The 19,422-nt window shown below is 52.7% G+C and carries 16 protein-coding genes; 11 read left to right on the forward strand and 5 right to left on the reverse strand.

All coding sequences use genetic code 11. The annotated features are described in order from the left end of the window. The first annotated feature begins 1 nt into the window (after position 1). From DN611_RS12030 to DN611_RS12045, 4 genes are all read left to right on the forward strand, one after another. On the forward strand, positions 2–1,264 hold the full coding sequence (locus DN611_RS12030) for an amidohydrolase (RefSeq protein WP_025544210.1): 1,263 nt from the start codon (positions 2–4) through the stop codon (positions 1,262–1,264). 1,497 nt (positions 1,265–2,761) lie between these two features. Next, positions 2,762–3,811 carry a Gfo/Idh/MocA family protein gene (locus DN611_RS12035; protein WP_158629692.1) on the forward strand — a complete coding sequence of 350 codons (1,050 nt, stop codon included), beginning with the start codon at positions 2,762–2,764 and terminating at the stop codon, positions 3,809–3,811. 13 nt (positions 3,812–3,824) lie between these two features. Beyond that, positions 3,825–4,820 carry an SIS domain-containing protein gene (locus tag DN611_RS12040; protein WP_119311465.1) on the forward strand — a complete coding sequence of 332 codons (996 nt, stop codon included), beginning with the start codon at positions 3,825–3,827 and terminating at the stop codon, positions 4,818–4,820. A gap of 13 nt (positions 4,821–4,833) precedes the next feature. Further along, entirely contained in the window at positions 4,834–5,697 is an 864-nt protein-coding gene (locus DN611_RS12045) for a PfkB family carbohydrate kinase (protein WP_025544213.1), read from the forward strand. Between the two features lie 53 nt (positions 5,698–5,750). Here DN611_RS12045 and DN611_RS12050 read toward each other — a convergent pair whose 3' ends face one another. Continuing rightward, positions 5,751–6,509, reverse strand: a complete 759-nt coding sequence (locus DN611_RS12050; RefSeq protein WP_025544214.1) for a glucosamine-6-phosphate deaminase — start codon at positions 6,507–6,509, stop codon at positions 5,751–5,753. A 225-nt stretch (positions 6,510–6,734) separates the two neighbouring features. On the opposite strand from DN611_RS12050, the gene DN611_RS12055 reads away from it, so the two are divergent. The 5 genes from DN611_RS12055 to nagB are packed head-to-tail and all read left to right on the forward strand — an operon-like array spanning position 6,735 to position 11,812. Then, positions 6,735–7,802, forward strand: a complete 1,068-nt coding sequence (locus tag DN611_RS12055; protein ID WP_119311466.1) for a Gfo/Idh/MocA family protein — start codon at positions 6,735–6,737, stop codon at positions 7,800–7,802. Beyond that, positions 7,799–8,884, forward strand: coding sequence for an SIS domain-containing protein (locus DN611_RS12060; protein WP_119311467.1), 1,086 nt, complete (start codon positions 7,799–7,801; stop codon positions 8,882–8,884). The genes DN611_RS12055 and DN611_RS12060 overlap by 4 nt, the downstream gene beginning before the upstream one ends. Continuing rightward, a complete protein-coding gene (locus DN611_RS12065) occupies positions 8,866–10,050 on the forward strand; it encodes an MFS transporter (protein WP_119311468.1) in 1,185 nt (394 codons plus the stop codon). Before DN611_RS12060 ends, DN611_RS12065 begins: the two co-directional genes overlap by 19 nt. Next, a complete protein-coding gene (locus DN611_RS12070; protein ID WP_025544219.1) occupies positions 10,047–11,036 on the forward strand; it encodes an N-acetylglucosamine kinase in 990 nt (329 codons plus the stop codon). Before DN611_RS12065 ends, DN611_RS12070 begins: the two co-directional genes overlap by 4 nt. Before the next feature lie 20 nt (positions 11,037–11,056). Further along, a complete protein-coding gene (gene nagB, locus DN611_RS12075) occupies positions 11,057–11,812 on the forward strand; it encodes a glucosamine-6-phosphate deaminase (protein WP_025544221.1) in 756 nt (251 codons plus the stop codon). Between the two features lie 475 nt (positions 11,813–12,287). Here the strand turns inward: nagB and tnpB are convergent, their stop codons facing one another. The 4 genes from tnpB to DN611_RS12095 form a co-directional block, all read right to left on the reverse strand. Then, a complete protein-coding gene (tnpB, locus tag DN611_RS12080; protein ID WP_119311470.1) occupies positions 12,288–12,431 on the reverse strand; it encodes an IS66 family insertion sequence element accessory protein TnpB in 144 nt (47 codons plus the stop codon). Between the two features lie 218 nt (positions 12,432–12,649). Then, positions 12,650–13,540, reverse strand: a complete 891-nt coding sequence (locus DN611_RS12085; RefSeq protein WP_119311471.1) for a sugar phosphate isomerase/epimerase family protein — start codon at positions 13,538–13,540, stop codon at positions 12,650–12,652. After that, positions 13,537–15,078: a response regulator gene (locus tag DN611_RS12090; RefSeq protein ID WP_119311472.1), complete on the reverse strand. Its 1,542-nt coding sequence runs from the start codon at positions 15,076–15,078 to the stop codon at positions 13,537–13,539. Before DN611_RS12090 ends, DN611_RS12085 begins: the two co-directional genes overlap by 4 nt. Positions 15,079–15,084: 6 nt before the next feature. After that, entirely contained in the window at positions 15,085–16,803 is a 1,719-nt protein-coding gene (locus tag DN611_RS12095; RefSeq protein ID WP_160117434.1) for a sensor histidine kinase, read from the reverse strand. 293 nt (positions 16,804–17,096) lie between these two features. Here DN611_RS12095 and DN611_RS12100 point away from each other — a divergent pair, with 293 nt between their 5' ends. Next, positions 17,097–18,422 (forward strand): ABC transporter substrate-binding protein, encoded by a 1,326-nt coding sequence (locus tag DN611_RS12100; protein ID WP_119311474.1) that lies wholly within the window; start codon positions 17,097–17,099, stop codon positions 18,420–18,422. A gap of 125 nt (positions 18,423–18,547) precedes the next feature. Next, entirely contained in the window at positions 18,548–19,420 is an 873-nt protein-coding gene (locus DN611_RS12105) for a carbohydrate ABC transporter permease (protein ID WP_025544225.1), read from the forward strand. Positions 19,421–19,422: the final 2 nt, after the last annotated feature.

Genomic DNA, 19,422 nt, shown 5'->3' on the forward strand with positions numbered 1-19,422 from the left:
TATGATGACAAAAGAAGAAATTCTGAATGCTGCAAAAAAATGGGAAGATTTTTGCATCGCTCTGCGCAGGGATTTCCATGAATCCCCTGAATTGTCCGGGCAGGAAACTCAAACAATTGCTCGTATTTGTACTGAGTTACGTGCTGTGGGACTCTCTCCCATCGAAGTGCAAGATGGTGGTGTTTTAGCGGTAATCGAGGGAGATGCTCCTGGCAAAACCGTGCTTTTGCGGGCGGACGTGGATGCACTTCCTGTTCAGGAGGATCCGTGCAATCTTTTGCGCAAGAAAGAATGTGTCAGCAAGATCCCCGGCGTGTCCCATGTGTGCGGCCATGACTGCCATGCAGCCATGCTGGTCACTGTGGGGAAGATTCTTGCAGCCCGTCGGGATTTTCCTGGGCGAATTGTGCTCATGTTTGAACGCGGTGAAGAAGGGGGCGGCAATCTCCGGTATCTCATTGATTATCTGCAAAAGAACCATTGGGACATTGATGGAGTTTGGGGCATGCACCTAAACAGTGATATTCCCGCAGGAAAATTTGCGATTCGAAGTGGACCGTTGATGGCTGGGGGACTGATGTTTGACATCACATTGGTGGGTAAGGACGGACATGGTTCAAGGCCGGATTGGGCCAATAATCCTGTGGATTGCTTTCAGACGATTCAAACAGCATTGGATAAAATTCGTATGCGCGCGGTAGATCCAAATGATGCAATTACCTTTTCGATTTGCAGGGTGTCAACGGAGTCCCAGCGGCCCAATATTATTGGACGAACTTTAAATTTTGCCGGTACAGTTCGTTACTTTGATTTGGAAAGAGCATACCGTCCTTTCAGCAAGGCAATGCGGCGAATTATTGATAATATTGCCGATGCTTTTGAATGCGAAGCAGTATATAATCAGTTTGAGTGTATTGCAGTCCCTCTTATCAATCAATCTGATTGTTATGAAATTGCAAAGCAGACATTGACGGAGATTTTTGGAGAAGATCGTGTAGTGCAGGGGCCATTGAAGTTTGGATCAGAGACACTTTCCTATGTAATGAGCTTTTGGCCGGGTATGTATTTGAATTTGGGTATTAAAGATCCCACATTGGGTACTGGATCCGGTCATCATACGGCCAAATTCGATGTAGATGAATCGCAGTTCAAAACCGGTGTCGCGGCACACATCGGATATGCCCTGGCCTTCTTGGAAAGCTCAAAGAAAATACAGGATTTCAAGCCTTATGATGGAGATATTTGGGATCTGTTAGGCGAATAGGTAAATGGATTTTAAGGAGTCACCAGAAAAACATTGATATCTATTCTGGCACCTATGATGAACTGTTTTACAGTAGCGGTTATATTTTTAACCTTGCCCTGTGCACAGATGGGCAGGTCGAAATGACCTCTCGGAAGAATTGGGTACTCCATTAACAAGGGGAAGCCCTTGAAAACAATGTTTTATGGAGACATTTTCTGCGAAGATTTTCTTGTTTATGGGGATACCCGACTGTTCAAGCAGGTCTTCATATTACCATCCGGTTAAAAAAACACAGTACACCGGATGATGGAGGATATCTTCCCATCCGGTGTGCTGTCTTTTGGAATCCACTTTAACTGATCCCATGCAGTAGAATTTTGGCTTCATATGCAGATTATGGCGTGGAGATGCTGAAATAATCCGGAATATGCTTGGTAAACACACTGCCAGAGCCAAATTCATAAAGGATTGGAGGCGTCTCCCTTGTTTCATTTTAAATAATTGTTAGTCAGCTTCTCTATCCCTAAAAACAGAAGGTGGCTACATTATACTCAAGCAGGATCAGCCTCCCCTCATCGTCAAAGGGACCGATGCCCATGCCGTAGCGCATGGGGCTTGGCTCCCTCCGTGCCAGTGTCAAGTGCGCCCGCGTCCCCCGGGCGTTTGGCCGGGTTCCAGAACCAGAGACGCCCTGGAGCGGAAAGCGGACACCGGATCTTGATTTCCTGACAGCAGAAAATGTCTGCTTTGGACTTGGCGGGGATGCGCAAAAGCTTTTGCGCTTGCAGGCGCAAAGCCGTTGACATTCCAGACCACTGTCTTCATGACTGCAGCCCCTCCCTGCCCACCGAAGTGGGCTTTGGCATGCCCCAAGCCGGCAGTATAAAATCTCTTCCAGAAAAATACAATGCCTGCCCTTGCCGAATTTGTCAAGAGCAGGCATTGTTGTTTCCTCCTTGCAGCGGTTTTTCAGGGGCGTTGCAATTATAACCAAACCAGAGCCGAATGGGGGGAAGCCTTCCGAAATTTCTCCGGATAGGACATTCCGCAGTCTGTGGGGGCTATTTTTGCCGCAAATAATTACCGGCAACTTGGCCAGAAAGAGTCACCAGAGTAATTCGTTTCTATATTCGGCTTATGCTGGTAAGAAACTGTATAACACTGTTGGGTGAAGAGCAGATGATGTTGTTGATCTTGATGCCATCAGCTGCGTGGCCTCAAAATTCCAGGAGGCAGCCCGCATATCCATACCGATCTTTGTGCGGTTGACGAGCCGGGGCAGTACCACCAGCACCGCCTCCAGGAACGGCGTGATCACCTTCGCCATCCTGGTAGACGGCTTGACAACGGTGATCTGGCTGGACGGGCCGGGCAGGCATCTCTCGGCTCATTCCCCACGAAGCAGTGACCTGCCGCCCAAAATCATCCTAAGATTTGTACAAGATATTCCATTGACTTGCCTGTGTCTCTATGATACGTTTGACTCAAATTTGCAGCTTACGACAGGAGGCTTCTATGCGCTCAGAAATCGGAGTCGGCATCATCGGATGCGGCAGCGTTGCCAGATGGAAATATGTTAAAAACCTGGCAGAGATGTCAGGCGTCTCTCTTCGGGCCTTCTATGGTGGCCGGGCTGAGGAGTTCCAGCAGCAATACGGTGCTCCGGGCTCCGCAGTCTGTCGAGATCTGGCGGAATTTTTGGCCCGTGAAGACGTTGATGCCGTCTGTATCTGTACGCCGAACAACAGCCATGCAGAAATTGCCCTGGCAGCCCTGCGCGCAAGAAAGCATGTGCTGTGCGAAAAGCCCATGGCCATCTCCGCTGAGGATGCCGTTCGGATGGTCGAGACAGCGGAACAGATGGGCGTCCTGTTGACAGTGGGGCACCAGTCCCGGTTCTCTCCCGCCGCTCAGGCCCTTTACCGCCAACTGCGGGAAGGCGCCTTCGGCTCCCTCTACTTTGCCCGGGCCAGCATGGTCCGGCGGATGGGAATCCCCACTTGGGGGCACTTTTTCGACCCAGCAGTCCAGGGTGGCGGATGTCTGATCGATCTGGGCACTCACGCTCTGGATCTGGCTCTGTGGTTGCTGAACGATTTTTCCCCGGCCTATTGCTGCGCCGGCATCTTTCGAGGCCCGGGAGACTCCCCTACTCCCGCCAACCGTTGGGGCACTTGGGACCCCGCCATGCTCCGGACGGAGACCGGTGCCTTTGGACAGGTTGTGCTGCAAAGCGGCACGGTGCTGAGTCTGGATATCAGTTGGGCCCTTCACGTGCCGGAAGACCGGGAAGAGACCGTTACGCTCTGCGGCACAGCCGCCGGGGCGGAGCTCTTTCCCGGCGGCTATACAATCAGCGGCACACAGGGCGCCCGCTTGGTCACTACCCGCTATCAGATGCCGGAGGAGGAGCAGAGCGCAAATCGGGCGCAACTGGAGGATTTTTTATCTTCCATCCGGGAGCATCGGCTGCCTCTGGTAACAGCAGCGCAGTCTTTAGTCGTAATGCAGATCCTATCAGGACTTTACCGCTCCGCGCGGGAACTTCGTCCTGTGGAATTTTAAGGAGGATGCAACTATGCACGAAGAAAAAGTAGCTCTCACCAAGAACCAGATCGCGGCGCTCCGGAGAGCGGCAGAGACTCGTTCCATTCAGGACATCTTTGTAGTGGCCTGTGGCGGCTCTTTGGCCACTCTGTACCCCATTCTGTACATTCTGGATCGTGAGACGAATGCCGTCCATGTATCCTCTGTCAATGCAGCGGAATTCTTCCATAACCCGCCACACCGGTTGGGAGATCACAGCCTGGTTATCTTGAATTCTCAAAGCGGCACAACACCGGAGACCGTTTCCGCCGCCCGTTTAGCGCACGAACGCGGGGCGCTTACTGCGGCGTTTACCACAGTACCAGGCTCCGCTATCGAGACTGTGGTGGATTTTCCCATTTACTATTATGACGATCCGATAAATCCCTATCCTCTGCTGCTCTCCATTTTTCCGGAGGTTTACCAGCTGGCCTTTGCTCTTGTGGATCTGTTGAACGGCAGTAATTGTCTCCCCGGCATGGAAACCGCTATGGAACATCTGGAGGCCGTATGTCAGCGTGCGGTTTCAGACTTCGCTCCTCAGGCCCGGGAGTTTGCCCGGAAACACCGCACGGAACAGCTCATTTACACGGTCTCTGCTGGTCTTGACCGATGCATCGCCTATATTCTCACCAACTGCTCTTTTATGGAGTCTGTATGGCGTCATTCCTCTCCTCTTCACGCCGGAGAACTCTTCCATGGCGCCTGCGAAGCTATTGGAAAAGACACCCCTGTTGTGGCTTTTCTAGGGCTCGGCCGTTGCCGCCCGGTAGAAGAGCGGGCTGTGAAGTTTCTGCAGCGGGTCACCGATAAGTTAACCGTCTTAGACGCCGCCGCCTTGGATCTCACTGAAATCCCAGAGGAATTACAAGAGTATATTGCGCCTCTGGTGCTTCACTCCCTGGCCTCAGATTTCTGTTTACAGTTGTCCCATCTCACCGGTCATCCCATGAGTTCCCGGCGCTATATGGGCGTAGTAAAATTTTAAACGAGGTGTCATAATGAAACTGCTGGGACTGGGTGACAACGTATTTGACGCCTATTTGTTTCGAGACGAACTCTATCCCGGTGGGAACGCCGCCAATGTGTCCGTACTGGCCCGCCGGATCGGTGCTGAATATACAGGCTACCTGGGAGTGCTGGCAGATGATCCACCAGGTTGTCATTTCCTGGCCGCCCTCAGGGAGGAATCCGTGGAAGTCAGCCGTGTCCGTATTGGTGTGGGCAAATCCGCATGTAACTATATTGTGTTGGATGACCATGGAGACCGCACGTTCTCAGGAAATAATGGCAAAGAGACCGTGCAAAATCTTTTCTCTCTACACCTGACGCCGCAAGATCTGGCATATGCCGCCGCTTTCGATGTGATCCACACCAGTATCCACAGCGGTATTTCCAACGCGGTGCTGGGCGGTCTATCCCGCCGGGCAGATCTGTCCATGGATTTCTCCAATGACGGCTTTACTCACACAAACGTGGCGGAACTTGCGCCGATCCTTCGTTTTGCCTTCTTCTCTGCCGGAGAAAGGTCTTTGGAAGAAGTCCACACTTTTGCAAAATATGCCGCCGACTGTGGGATCCCCCAAGTAATCTTTACTATGGGGACTCGCGGCGCTTGTGGAATCTCCCAGGGCCAGTTTTGGCAAGCGGATGCCTGTGTTATTCAGCCTGTGGATGCTTTAGGTGCCGGAGATGCCTTTATTGCCGCCTTTTTATATACTTTCTGGGAAAATGGCGGTAGTGCTCTTTTGGCGGCAGAACAGGCGGCGCATTTCGCCGCAGACTGCTGTCTCCACTATGGCGCCTTCGGTCATCCGCTTTCTCTGGCGGAAAGCGGCTTGCTTTCCACAGGCCCCCAAAATTAGACTGAATAAACAGGCTCCGGTGGTTTTCCACCGGAGCCTGTTTACTGTACTCTTTACGGATTTTTCATTTCCACCAACTCCCTTGGCAACAGGCCTGCAGCATCCTGGTCCAAAAGCCAGATACAATTGGGGTGCTTCTGGAGGATGGAGGCCGGCAGTTCGTTGGTAACCGGACCGGTAATGGCTTTGAAAACGATCTCCGCCTTTTGAACACCGCTGGCCAGCAAAATCACAAGCTCTGACTCCATGATCTGAGCGATGCCCTGTGTGATCCCCTCAGCAAGCGGTAACTCACGGCCACCGAAGTACTTCTTCTGTACAGCCTTCGTCACCGCGCTCAGCGGCGTTCTGTGCGAACGCAGAGAAAAGTCCACCCCGTTTTCATTAAAGCCCAAATGGCCGTTCATCCCAATGCCCAGCACCTCCACGGCAATGGGGCCATAACGGCGGATGAAGGCATCCTGCTCTTTCAGCTGGCAATCGATGGCAGCAATCCTGCTTCCGTCAAACAGAAACTTATCGGCAAACGGGCGGTGCATGGGAGTCAGCAGTTGGGTGTTCACAAAGTGGGAGCAGCTCCCCTCATCCTGAGGCCCGATACCTACCCAGTCATCCAGTTGTACAAACTTCACCCCTGTTGGATCAATCATTCCGCTGTTGACGCGGCTCACGAACTCCCTCAGCATCCCAACCGGTGTATCTCCGCCCGGAAAGCTAACCAGGCACTGCGGGTCTTTCTCTATGGCCTTCTGCACTAGGTCAGTCGCACACCGGCTCATTGCCTCATAATCCTTTTCAACAACTACTCTCATGATTTTTCCTCCTCTGCAACTGTCACAGCAATCATAGCACAAATCGTCCGGCACTGTTAGGACAATTCCATCCTGATGTCTGGATTTTTTTGTTCTCTTTTTCTGGGGACAAAAAAATCCTAGAAATCTCACGAGAATCTTCATTGTACTCGTCCTGTGATTTGGATAGAATAAAGATGCTATCGCTATACAAGTCATAGTACACAAACAGAAGGGAGCATTTTTATGGTCAAAGTTGGAATTATCGGGGTGGGCACGGTGTCTCAGATGATGCACCTTCCCATTCTCAGCGGCCTTCACGATCTTTACCAGATTACGGCGGTATCCGATGTGTCTCCCACGCAACTAAAGCATATTGCGGAGACTTATCGTGCGAAAGCCTATGCAGACCCCTATATGTTGGTGAAAGCCCCCGATGTAGATGCCGTCTTCATCTGCTCACCTGACCAGTATCACGCAGACTACGCCCTTGCTGCCATTGAGGCCGGAAAGCATGTGTTTGTGGAAAAGCCTGTGACGCTCTGTATTGAAGATCTGGAAAAGCTAATCGCCGCTGAAAAAGCTCATCCTGAGCTTGTGTGCATGGTCGGCTACATGCGCCGTTACAGCCAAGGCTTCCTGAAATGCAAGGAACTCTTGGCCAGCGATGATCGCAAGATTGAATACATGCGCTTCCGGGATATTATTCTGGAAGGCGACTTCTTTATGGATCAGACCCGTCCTCCCTATCTATGCAGCGACATCTCCGACGAGGTCAAGGCGGAAAGTTCCTCCCGCCGCCGGGATCAGATCACTCGCGCGCTTGGCAACGACTGCACGGATCAGCAGCGCACCACTTATGTGATGCTCACAGGCCTCGGTTGCCACACCCTGGCCGCTGTGCGAGAACTGGTAGGGCTGCCTGTGGAGGTGGAATCTGTCTCCGTCCAGGGAGAACATGTCATTATTGTTTTCCGATACAATGATTTCTTGGCCGTCTATGAGATTCTCAACGATCAGGATGTGGTGCAATTCGACGCCGCCATCGAGATCTATCAGCATGATCGTCGAATGAAAATCAAGTATGAGACGCCCTATCTGCGTTATCAGCCTCATACATTTGAAGTGATTGAGTCCACAAAGAAGGATACCAAGACCACCCTTTATGGTCCTGATTATCGCGACCCCTTCCAGGATGAGGTCCAGTATTTCCATGACTGCATTGCCAACGGAACCACACCTAAGTCCGATTTTGCAGATGCTATGGCTGATTTGGTACTGTTCCGGGAGATCTGCGGCAAGATCAAAAAATGATGAAGAGTACGCTGCTTCAAGAATATATTGCCCAGCAGCCCGCCCTGTGGCGGGCTCTGCTGGATTCCCGCGAGGAAATCACCGCAGAATTTTCCCGGCGTTTCGGGGGATTTCAGCCGGATCGGGTGATTCTGGTCGGTTCCGGTTCCTCTCACTATGCCGCCCTGATGGCCCGCCCGGTTCTAGAGCATGCCTGGGGAACAGAGGTCACCTGCCTTGTCCCCTCCGAGGCAGCGGATGCCCGCCTTACTGCAGCACACCCGCTGTATTTTGCCATTTCGCAAAGCGGCGTCAGCACCAATACCTATGATTTGGTCTGTCAACTGACCAACGCAGGCAGGGCTGTGATTGCCGTTACGGAACAGGCAAACTCTCCCGTAGGGCTAGCCGCCTCTCTGTCCGTTCCTCTTCGAATCGGAACAGAACGGATCGGTGCCAAAACCAAGGGCGTCACCGCCACTGTGCTGACATTAATGCTGTTAGCGTTGTCTGTCTGCCAAGACACGTCCTATGGGCAGAGAATGCTTCAGGCCTTGGATCGACTGTGCCGGAACGCTCCGGAAAACCTGTCCCGTTCCCGTGCGTGGAGCCACGCGCATCGGAACGTGTTCCTGCCGTTCCGTCACCTGTATGTGCTCGGCTGCGGCAACAGCCTCGGAGCCGCGCAGGAAGGAGCGCTGAAGCTGCTGGAGACCAATTATCTTCCAGTTTCCTGCTATCCTTTGGACGAGTATATCCATGGTATCCAAAACGCCCTGGACGGCGATGCCTGCCTTTTGTGCCTGCTGCCGTCCCAAGGGCCAGATCGGGACCGGATGCTGCGCCTAGTGAATTTCTCCAAATCAGTTGGGGCCTGCTGCGGCTTGATCTCCCCCAGCGACACCGGCCAGCCGGACGCTCTTCACCTGCTGGATGCCGGAGAAGATGCCCTCCAGTCCTTAGAGTTTCTTCTTGCTTTGCAGACGCTGGCCGCGGAGCTTTCCGCTGCCAGAGGGATCGATTCCTCCCATCGGCGCTACTCGGATTTCTTCTCTATCATGGGCAGCAAGATGGAGGGAGATATATGCCAGCCAAAGCTCTAAACCGGCGCTTTTTCCTGCTCCAGGCTATTATGATGCTGATAGACTGCATTACAGTGGCTTACATATCTCCCATTCTGGTCTCCTTTGGATACTCCAAGCTACAGATTGGCCAAGTAATGACACTGGGTGCCCTAGCAGCCACGTTAGCCCGCCCCCTATGGGGGTTTCTCAATGACCGGTTCTCCTGTGCCAAGCAGGTGACATTAGGCGGGACGGCGGTCGGGATCGCCTGTTATTTTCTGCTGACCTGGGGTGGCGGTCAGATGGGGCTGACCACCATAGCGGTAATGGGGTTGTACATCACTGTCGTCTGTATGATGAACTTTGTGGACTCCTGGGCTCTCCGTCTGATCAACGGCGGTGCATCCCTGAACTATGGTGCTACCCGGGCAGGCGGGTCTCTCTCTTACGCTCTCGGTGCCGTCATCTTCGGCATGGTAGTCTCACGCTGGGGCTTTCGTCCAGGCAACGTGGCTCTGTGGGTGCTCTGGATTTTGATGTGTGTGGTTGCCCTGTCTTTACCGAATCCTCCGCCCGCCAGCCATCTTGACCAGAAGCCGGTCACTCTACTTCAAGGGTTCCGCACACTGCGATCCAATCGCGTCTATTGGGTGATGCTGGCCGCTCTGTTTCTTTGTACTCTGGCCTCCGGGTCCATGGAGAGCTTCTACTCTGTGCTGATTCTATCTGCCGGAGGAACAGAGCAGCATGTTGGGTTCGCCCTGTTTCTTCAGGCCACCAGTGAGTTGCCTGTGATGTTTGGCTACAGTCGGCTGCGCTCCAGGCTGCATTTGTCTGCAGCCCCCCTGATGGCAGTTTCTATGCTGTGCTATGCGCTGAAAGCCCTGACTCTCGCCAGCGCCGGCTCTCTGAATATTATCCTTGTTGCAGCCCTGTTTCAGGCGCTTTCCTTTGCGCTTTTCACCCCCGCCTGCGTGGACTTTATGCTGGAGACTGTGCCCGGGGAGTACCTAGCCATGGGGCACCTTCTGTTTCTGGCCATTGGTCAGGGTATCGGTGCCGTGGCAGGGAATGCCCTCAGCGGGATCCTATCAGAATATCTTGGCATGGCCTGGATGTTCCGCACGGTCGGATTCCTTGCGTTGCTGGCCAGTGTCCTGGCCTGCTGCTCCGCAAAGATGTTGAAGAGGAGGAATTTCTCGTGATCTTTTTAGGCTGTGATGGAGGCTCTACCAAAACAGAGTGGCTCCTAGTAGACCACACCGGCCAAGTGCTGGCTCATCGGATTTTTCCCGGCTGCAACTTTGCATTTTGGGGTGAGGACGGGTTCCGGGACCTGATGGTCCGCTCTGTTCAGACCCTGCTGGCAGACAGCGGCATCACTTCTCAGCAGATTACGTCCGCCATGCTGAGCCTGACTGTTTACGGAGAGGTTCCCGGTACCGAGGAGTTCTTCCCCCAAGTCATGCAATCCATCCTGCCTGACTGCCCTCTTCAGTTTTCCAATGACTCTGTGGCAGGCTGGTGTGGCAGTCTGGCCGGCCGGCCCGGCATCAACATTGTAGCCGGCACCGGTTCTGTCGCCTATGGCCAAGATTCGGCCGGAAACGCCTCTCGCGTAGGAGGCTGGTCTCTGTTTTTTGCAGATGAGGGTTCCTGCAGCTGGGTAGCCCGGCAAATGATCACCGAATTTGTAAAGCAGGCAGATGGCCGGCATCCCCGATCTGCCATCTATGAAGAATTGCGGCAGGAGCTGTCCATTACTCACGATCTATATTTCTCCGGATATCTGCAGACAAATGTCCGGCAGGATTCCTCGCTGTTGGCAAAGCTGCAGCTGGTTGTCTTGCGGGCTGCACAGCGGGGAGACCCAGCAGCCATAGGTATCTACCACCGTGCGGCTGAGGAGCTGACGGAAATGGCCACTGCTATTCGGCAGCAGTTGACCTTCTCCGCAGGAGAGACTGTGCCAGTCTCGTACTCCGGCGGCCTGTTCCGTGCTGGAGAAGTCATCATGACTCCCTTCCGCGCCTGCATGGACCGGGAGAGCTTTGTGCTGAATGAACCTCGGTACAGTCCGGTGCTAGGAGCACTGATCCTGGCCGCTCGCGGGTTCCTCTCCCTGGAGGAAAGCGACGCCATGGCTGACCGAACGGCGGCCCAGTTGACAACCGCCCCATCCGTCCAATAAGGCTTCTGGAGGTTATCAAAATGAAAATCATCCACGCAAAAGATTATAATGACCTCAGCCGCAAAGCCGCCAACATCATATCCGCCCAGGTAATTTTGAAGCCGGAGAGTGTACTTGGCCTAGCCACCGGTTCCTCACCTCTCGGAATTTACCGGCAGCTGATTATTTGGTATGAAAAAGGAGATCTGGATTTTTCTGCTACCACTGCCGTGAATTTGGACGAGTACTGTAATCTGCCGCCGGACAATCCACAGAGCTACCACGCCTTCATGCGCCAAAATTTCTTCGACCATATCAATATCAACCCTGCCCGGGTCCATATTCCCAACGGCATGGCCTCAGACTTGGAGACAGAGTGCCGCCGCTATGACCAATTAATCCAATCCCTGGGCGGAATCGACCTGCAGCTGCTTGGAATCGGCCGCAATGCTCACATTGGATTTAACGAGCCGGACAGCTGCTTTTCCAAATATACGCACAAGGTAGCATTGTCAGAGAGCACCATCGCTGCCAACACCCGTTTTTTTGATCGGGAGGAGGATGTTCCTCGTCAGGCCATTTCTATGGGGATGCAGGCCATTACTCAGGCCCGTAAGATCCTGCTGATTGCCAGCGGTCCCGATAAGGCAGACGCTCTCTGCGCCTGCTGTTTCGGTCCGGTAACGCCACAAGTCCCAGCCTCCATCCTTCAGCTTCATCAGGATGTCACCATCATCGCCGATGAAGAATCGCTGTCCAAGTGCCCCTCCAATGTTCCTGTTTCTGCCGCCAAGTGAAGGAGCAGTCGTATACGTCAATACTGGGACGGATTAAAAAGTCAAAGAGGGTATCAGATAGTAAATCTCGAGAAGTCTAAGGGCTTCTCGAGATTTCTCATTTTGAGAGGTGCCGGGAAAGATTGGCGCGTGGGAATGGAAACACCAGGCAAAGCCGGAGCATTTGGAGGACGCTGCAAATATCAAATGGTGGTTTGAGGAATGCAGAGGAGGACACGGCTTTGCCGCGCTCTCCAGCTGCGAAGAATCTCAGGACAGTTCATCCATTGCCACATCGGGCAGGTGTATAGGGTCAAGCTGCCCTCTGTTGCAACGTTGAGCGAGTGAATCAGCAAAGTCCCTGTCATATGTAGGCCATCCTCCGGGCGGGCTGCTCCACCTTCAGCCCCTCCATCAGACAGCGGTACTGCTGCGGCGTCAACCGCCGTACCTCCTTTTCGTTTTGCGGCCGTTGGTATGCGCCTGCTCCAGCCGCTTATAGCTTATACAGCAGGATGCATCCATCCCGGTCCCTGCAGAACTCCTTGATGCAGTCCCGCCGTCTGCCGCAGAACAGAAACAGCGTGTTGGTGAACGGGTCCGGTTTAAACCGTTGCTGCACCATGGCAGCCACCCCCATCGATCCCCTTCCCCGACAGTTGCATAACGCCGGAGCATTGTCGCTTTTCCCATTGCAGGGGTGTAAAACACTCTTGGCATGCAAATTTGTTCATCGTGCCGTTTAATGAATATTAAGAGCGGGCAAGCAGAACTGCTTGCCCGCTCTCTTTTGTCTGTTTTGGCCGAAGCGGTCCTCAGAAATTCTCTGAAGACCGCTCTCCGTTTTCGGACTTCGCCTTATTGGATGAGGTGGATTTTTTGCAGATAGGCCAGATTCTTCTTGGCCTTTTCAAATGCCTCCTGTGTGGTGGCGTGGGGGCAATCCTGTTCGATGATCCCGACTCCCCGGAAATTCAAACGATCCAGCAAATCCCGGTAAGCTTCGTAATCAATGATCCCATCCTCCAGATCGCACATAATATCATCCATCCGGGGATCATCTGGTGCCAGAGCACCCTCCATCTCCATCTTTCTGATCTCACCAGATACATTTTTGAAGTGGAGATAGGGAATATGATCGATATGAGCCTCCAGGAAATCCAACGCGCTGCGGTCGCCCTGCTTCCAATTCCCATTGGCCGCAGCATAGTGGCCGTTATCAAAGCAAATGCATAGATCCAGATCAATCAGTCGCTCCAACTCCTCCCGGGTCTCGATCAGAGAGCGCCTCTCCGGATGCATCAGAACCTCAATACCGTAGGTGTCCCGGCAGTAACTGCCCATTTCCCCGAAAAGCTTATAGGTCCTGATTTGCTGCTCCTTGAGGCCGGCCTTGGTCTTGCAGTCCATGGCGGTTCCGTCCATTGTCATCAGGTAATGCACATCGAATGCCTGCAGGCGCTTGCACAAATCATCCACATCCCCTCGGACATCGGCAAAGGAACGTGCCTTGAGAAAATCATAGCAAGCTGTTCCGCCGCAGATAGAAAGGTCCCGGCGAGCCAGTTCTTCCCTCAGTTGGCCAATATCTGTGGGCAGATACCCCACTGGTCCCAGTTCCAGGGCCTTATATCCAGCTTCTGCCGCCTGGTCCAAAAAGATATCATACGGGGTGCCAGAGGGAGTTCCATCCGGCCACCAGACTCCCCAAGAACAGGGGGCAGTTCCAATTGTTACTTGCAAGCTCATGATTTGATCTTCCTTTCCATTTCATCTGCTCCGGAGCGTTCACGGTATTCTTTCGGTTTCAGGCCTGTTGACTTTTTAAAAATTTTAGAGAAATATACCGGGTCATAGATACCTACAGCCTCCGCGATTTCATATGCTTTTTTATCTGTGGTCCGCAGCAAAAATTTAGCACGCTCAACCCTGGTATTAAGAATATAGGTACTCAAATTCTCTCCCATCTCCCGCTTAAACAGCTTGCTGAAATAACTGGGACTTAGATGCACCATCGTTGCCAGCGCATCCAATGAGAGATTGGTGCTGTAATTTTGGTCAATGTACTGTTTTACCTTGTAAATGATACTGTCGATATTCTCCTCTGTCCTCCCGATCCGGGACAGGGTCTCTGTCACATACTCCCGCACACTGTTCTCCAGAAGCTCCATGCTCCCAGTGGGCAAAGCCGTTAGCTGTTCGGCGGGCAGATTGTGGCTGAACAGAAGACTCACACAGAAGTTCTGCAATAAAAGGGCGATCTGACACACGCTGGAGAAAGGAATTTTCTGTGCTTTTATCAATTGGAAGAGATCCTCCATGTTTTTCAGAGCCGCATCACCACTGTGATTTTCCAGGGCGCTTTCCACCAAACGCAACCGCTCCCACAGAGCACTGGCTGTGTCTTCGGACAACTTTGGCAGGTCCTCACACCGCATGACGGATGGCTGGCTACTATACAACGCAAATTTCTGTGCGTCATCCGCCTCTCTGGCCGCCTTCTGCATATTCAGTGGATTTTTGTGGAGGCGGCTAATTCCGATCGTCAGCAGGAAATCCGTTTTTCCTTCTACCGCTTCTACAGCCGAAGTGCAGAGTTCAGCGGGGTCTATTCCCTCCGGCAATGAGAGAACTGCATAGCAGCAAGTATCGCTCTTCGGTACCAAAAACACTGTATGCCCCTCGCAGCAGGACAGTATGACCTCCTGCGCTTGCTGGAGCATCGCTGTGCATTCCTCCAAAGTTCCCCGGAAAACCACCTCCAGGCTCAGAACATAATAACTGGGCAGCACAATGTGCAGGTCATTGAGTTTATTGAGAATGTAAAGCAGCGAGTGTCGGCTTTGAAAAATCAGTTCTCCCAACAGAGCCTGCTGTTCCAGCAGGAGGCTCTTCTGCACACGGCTTTCCTTTTGAAGCCGTTGGCATGCCTTGTCCACTGCAGCGGAGAGCGCCTTCTCCGTGGTAGGCTTCAGAACGAAATCCGTCACCCCGCACTGGATAGCCTGTTGAGCATACTCAAAGTCCGGAAAGCCTGTAAGCAAAATCATCTGAATGCCCGGATAGTGTTCCCGGACCCAGCCGCAAAGTTGCAGTCCGTCCATCTCCGGCATGCGAATGTCTGTAATCAGAATGTCCGGTGGGGACTCCTGAATTTGATGGACAGCATCTACTCCGTCGTTTGCAATTGCTCGCACACAGCAGTTGTGAGCCTTCCAGTCAATCAAACACATCAGCCCTCGGGGAATTATCGCTTCATTGTCCACAAGCATCACAGTGTACGGCATGGTTTCTCACCCCTTTGTTTGATCAAGCGGCAAAGTCAGCAGCACGGTGGTACCCTGACCGGGTTTCGAACGGATCTGCAGATCCGCCCGGTCTCCATATAGCAGATGCAGACGGCGAAGTACATTTGTTAGTGCAATATGATTGTGCTGTCCGGCACTTTCCACCTCTCTTGCGAGATCCAGATTTTCCGGATCAAAGCCTACGCCATCATCCTCAATTCGCACACAAATATTCTGTGTCTCCTCCCACAGCCGGACTGCCACGCTTCCTAAGCCCCGCCTGGGTTCCAGCCCGTGGACGATGGCGTTTTCCACCAGAGGCTGGATCGTCAGCCGCGGAACCAGGTACCGCAAAAGGTCCTCGTCCTCGTATTCCACTGAGTAAGAGAGCTTTTCCCCAAATCGTTCTCTCTGTAAATCCAAATAATAGTGGACGTAACCGAGCTCCTGTTCAAATGTAATTTTCTGGCTGCTTCCCACACCGATATTTCCCCGAAGCAGGCACGCCAGGTCCGTAACCATACGGGAAATATTTTTCAATCCAGCATCCACGCAACGCATATTGATGGTCTCCAGCACATTAAAGATGAAGTGCGGATTGATCTGCGCAGCCAACAGGCGTGATTCGCTCTCCTGCAATCGAATGCCCTTTTGATAGGCATCCTTCCAGGATGCCTCCAGATTATCAGCCATCTGGTTAAATGTAGTTTCCAGATCAGCCAGTTCCCGATAGCCGCTGTCAGGCATACGGGCGGCATAGTCTGACTCCGCCATCCGGTGCAGCATCCCCTCCATTTTCTGCAGCGGATCCCCCAGCACCCGATGATAGGCGACCGCAGCCGCCAGAACCGTCAGCAGCACAATCGCGATACACAGGGCTGAGAAAATCCAACTCCCCTCCCAAACCAAATCGTACATGGACGGAAGTGGTATAAAAATATCCACCCGCAGCTCCTCATCGTCCACACGCTGACTGACATGGTAAAAGCGGCCCTGCCAACCCGGGGCAGTTCCTTGGAGATAGGAAGAGTTATCCTCAGTCTGCTCCAGAAGTTCTTGCAGGTCCTCCCCCTCCCCGTATAGCAGTTTTCCCTCTCCATCTGAGAGCGCCAAGCATGTGTTTGGATAGAGTTCCGTCAAGTCTCCAGCATTCAGTAAAGTATCTACATCAATCTCCATAATCAGCTTGCCCAACGGTTCCAGCGTATCGATATTCTTATAGTCCAGCAAAAAATAGGCGGTGTTCTCTGGCGTATTCTCTATGGAAAACAGCGTCTCTGCTGAAGATTGTTCGTTTGCAGCCTCATAGATACTCTGCATTCGGCGCTGCTCCTGCTCATAGGACCCCCTGGGGGAGTAAAAGGTGAACGCCCCATCCCTGCGAAAAAGGTACACGCTGTTTACCGCTCCCCGTTTCCAAGTGGATTGGTAAGCCGCCACTCCCCCCACGACCCGAAGCAGGTCATCCCGTCCCTGCAAAGCCAGATACATGTCCAAATCCTGCATACTTGCACACAGGCTATCGTCTATCATGGCATTATACGCGATGTCCTGTGCCAATTCCATAGTGTTGGCAACAGATGCAGTCACTTGGCTGATGTAGAAATTTACATTTCCCTTGGCCTGTGATTCCATTCTAGCAGGGATCGTACGATAGAACACCAGAAGCATCAGTAGTGACGGTCCCAAAATCGTCACACAGACCAGTAAAAACATTCTGACCATGAGAGACCGCTTCCGCCTGACATTTCCCCGTCTATGTGCCATTTCCTTCACCGCCTCGGGCCGCCTAACTTTTCTCTTGGGTTCATTGTACAATGAGGATTTTCCTTTTTCAACACTGAAATCTGTAAATCTCCCGCCCTCTTCTCTCTCCGCCTTCGGCGGCAAAAATTGAGCGAATTTATACCAGAATCAGAGCAAAAGAGTCTTAATATTTGTAGTCTTTTCCGTGATATACTGAGAAAGCATACAGGAGGGGTGTAGCTATACCCCTGAAACGAAGGAGGAACACGATAATGAAGATGAAAAGATGGTTGTCTTGCACACTGGCTCTGGCCATGCTCCTCGGTCTGATGGGCTGCGGCGGCACCAGCGATGAGGCCCCCAATGATGGTAGCGGCTCCTCTGAAGATGAGATTGTAATCAACTATCCCACTTTCCAGATCGGGACCAACACGGCTGCCCCCGTGGTGGAGGAATTGGTCAGTCGCTTCAACGAAGAATATGCGGGCCAGTATCGCATTGAGGTTGAGGAGATCCCCGGAGATGCCAATTATGCTGATCGAATTCAAGTCCAAATCTCTTCCGGCAAACTGCCTCCCGTGGTCTACGGTGGCGGATACAGCTTGCTGGACTTAGCCCTGGAAGCTGATCTGGTTGTAGACCTGACCGACGTGGTGAACGAGGATCCCGAATGGGCTTCCATGTATGAAAACGACGCCTGGCAGGCTGCCAACTGCCGCGATGGAAAGATCTATGCTTCCTCCAATGAAGGTCAGTTGATTGGCTACTTCTACAATAAGGAGTTATTTGACCAGGCTGGTATTCAGCCCGCTACCACTTGGAATGAGTTTTTTGACAACTGCGACAAACTGCTGGCTGCAGGCATCACTCCACTGGCTATGGACACCGCTGACGGTGCTTGGGTCTCCATGCTGCTGATGGGCGCCATGGTTGCCACCAGCGGCGATGAGGGCCTGGAGTTCATGAACACCAAGTATCCCACCGACTACAACATTGAGCCGGTTGTCAACGCTGTCGCCGAGATGCAGAAGTGGTATCAGAACTACACCACGCTGGACGCTGTGGGCGGCGCCTATGAGAACGCGGCCAACAACTTCTTCTCAGGCAACGTGGCCATGATCTGCAACGGCCCCTGGATGATCGGTGATTTCTCTGACACCTCCAAGACGCCTGATGGCTTTGATCAGAACGTGGGTGTGGCTGCCTATCCCGGCAACTTCGTCTATGACGCCCCCATTGAAGGCATGTTTGTCACCAAGCAGGACGATCCTGCCCTGGAGGAGGCGGCCATCGCCATGGTGAAGTTCTTCACCAGCCCCGAGTCTCAGCAGCTGGCACTGGAGATGCAGGGCATGGTCCCCGCCGCTGCCTCTGTGGAAATCACTGATACCGCTACCACCAACTTCCCGTTGCTGGGCGAGTTTCTGAACATAGCCTCCGAATGCACGGTACGTTCCAACACCTTCACCGGCAACATGGTTCCCGGCCTACAAGATCTCTTCAGTGCCGAGTTGCCCAACCTGGCCAATGGCACCTACACACCGGAGCAGTTCTGCCAGATCCTCACAGATTTTGCTGCGGCAAACGCCGTGTCCTGATCTTTCCGCCAGAGATGGCGTAGACGAAACTCCGGAAGCCCGTGACCGCAATCTGCGCACAAAGGATCGGGTTGCCCTAGCGGCAGCCCGATCTTCCCTATCCTTGGACAAGGAGATGGAATTTGATGAAACAAAAAAATGGCGGATGGATCGCCCTGTTTTTAGCGCCAGCATGTATCCTCTTTATCCTGATCTTCGCAATCCCGCTGGTAATGGTGTTCGTTACATCGCTGTTCGATTACCGCCTGCTGCCCCGCACCTTCACCTTTGTCGGATTTTCCAATTTTGTTCAGCTGTTTACGGAGGACAATCGCTTTTGGCCCATCTTTGGCAACACGGTCAAGTGGCTTTTTATCCATTGCATCTTCCACGTGACTCTTGGTACGCTACTAGCCTTCATCCTGTATAAAAAACCCAGAGGCTGGAAATTCGTTCGTGTGACTTACATGATTCCAAATATTATCTCCCAGTCCGCTATCGCCATGATCTTTCTGAACTTGTACAATGCCCAATACGGTGCGGTAAATTCGTTCTTGAAGTTGGTCGGGCTTGAGAGTTTACAGCACAACTGGTTGTTCGAGACGGCAACTGCGTTCCCGTCCGTCACTTTGACTTGGTTCCTGTTCGCAGGATACACCACCACGTTGGTCCTGGCTCAGTTGTTGAGCACGGATGAGAGCTTGATCGAGGCTGCGGAGATTGACGGTGCCACCAGTTTCCAGATCGACCGTCTGGTGATGTTCCCGGTGGTCAAGAAAATGATCGGTACCACGGTCATTATGGCCGCTACATACATGCTACAGCTGTTCTCCATGCTCTATATCACCACCGGCGGCGGCCCGGGTACAGTCACTACCAATCTGCCGCTGTATCTATACACCACTATGAAGGCCAACAATTACGGCTATGCCAATACAATCGGAGTTGTAATCATTCTGTTGGGCTTCATCACTATGACGCTGATCCGCAAGATCTTCGGCATGAATAAGGAAGACTAAGG

The organism is Oscillibacter sp. PEA192 (genome assembly GCF_003574015.1).
Classification (GTDB): Bacteria; Bacillota; Clostridia; order Oscillospirales; family Oscillospiraceae; genus Oscillibacter; species Oscillibacter welbionis.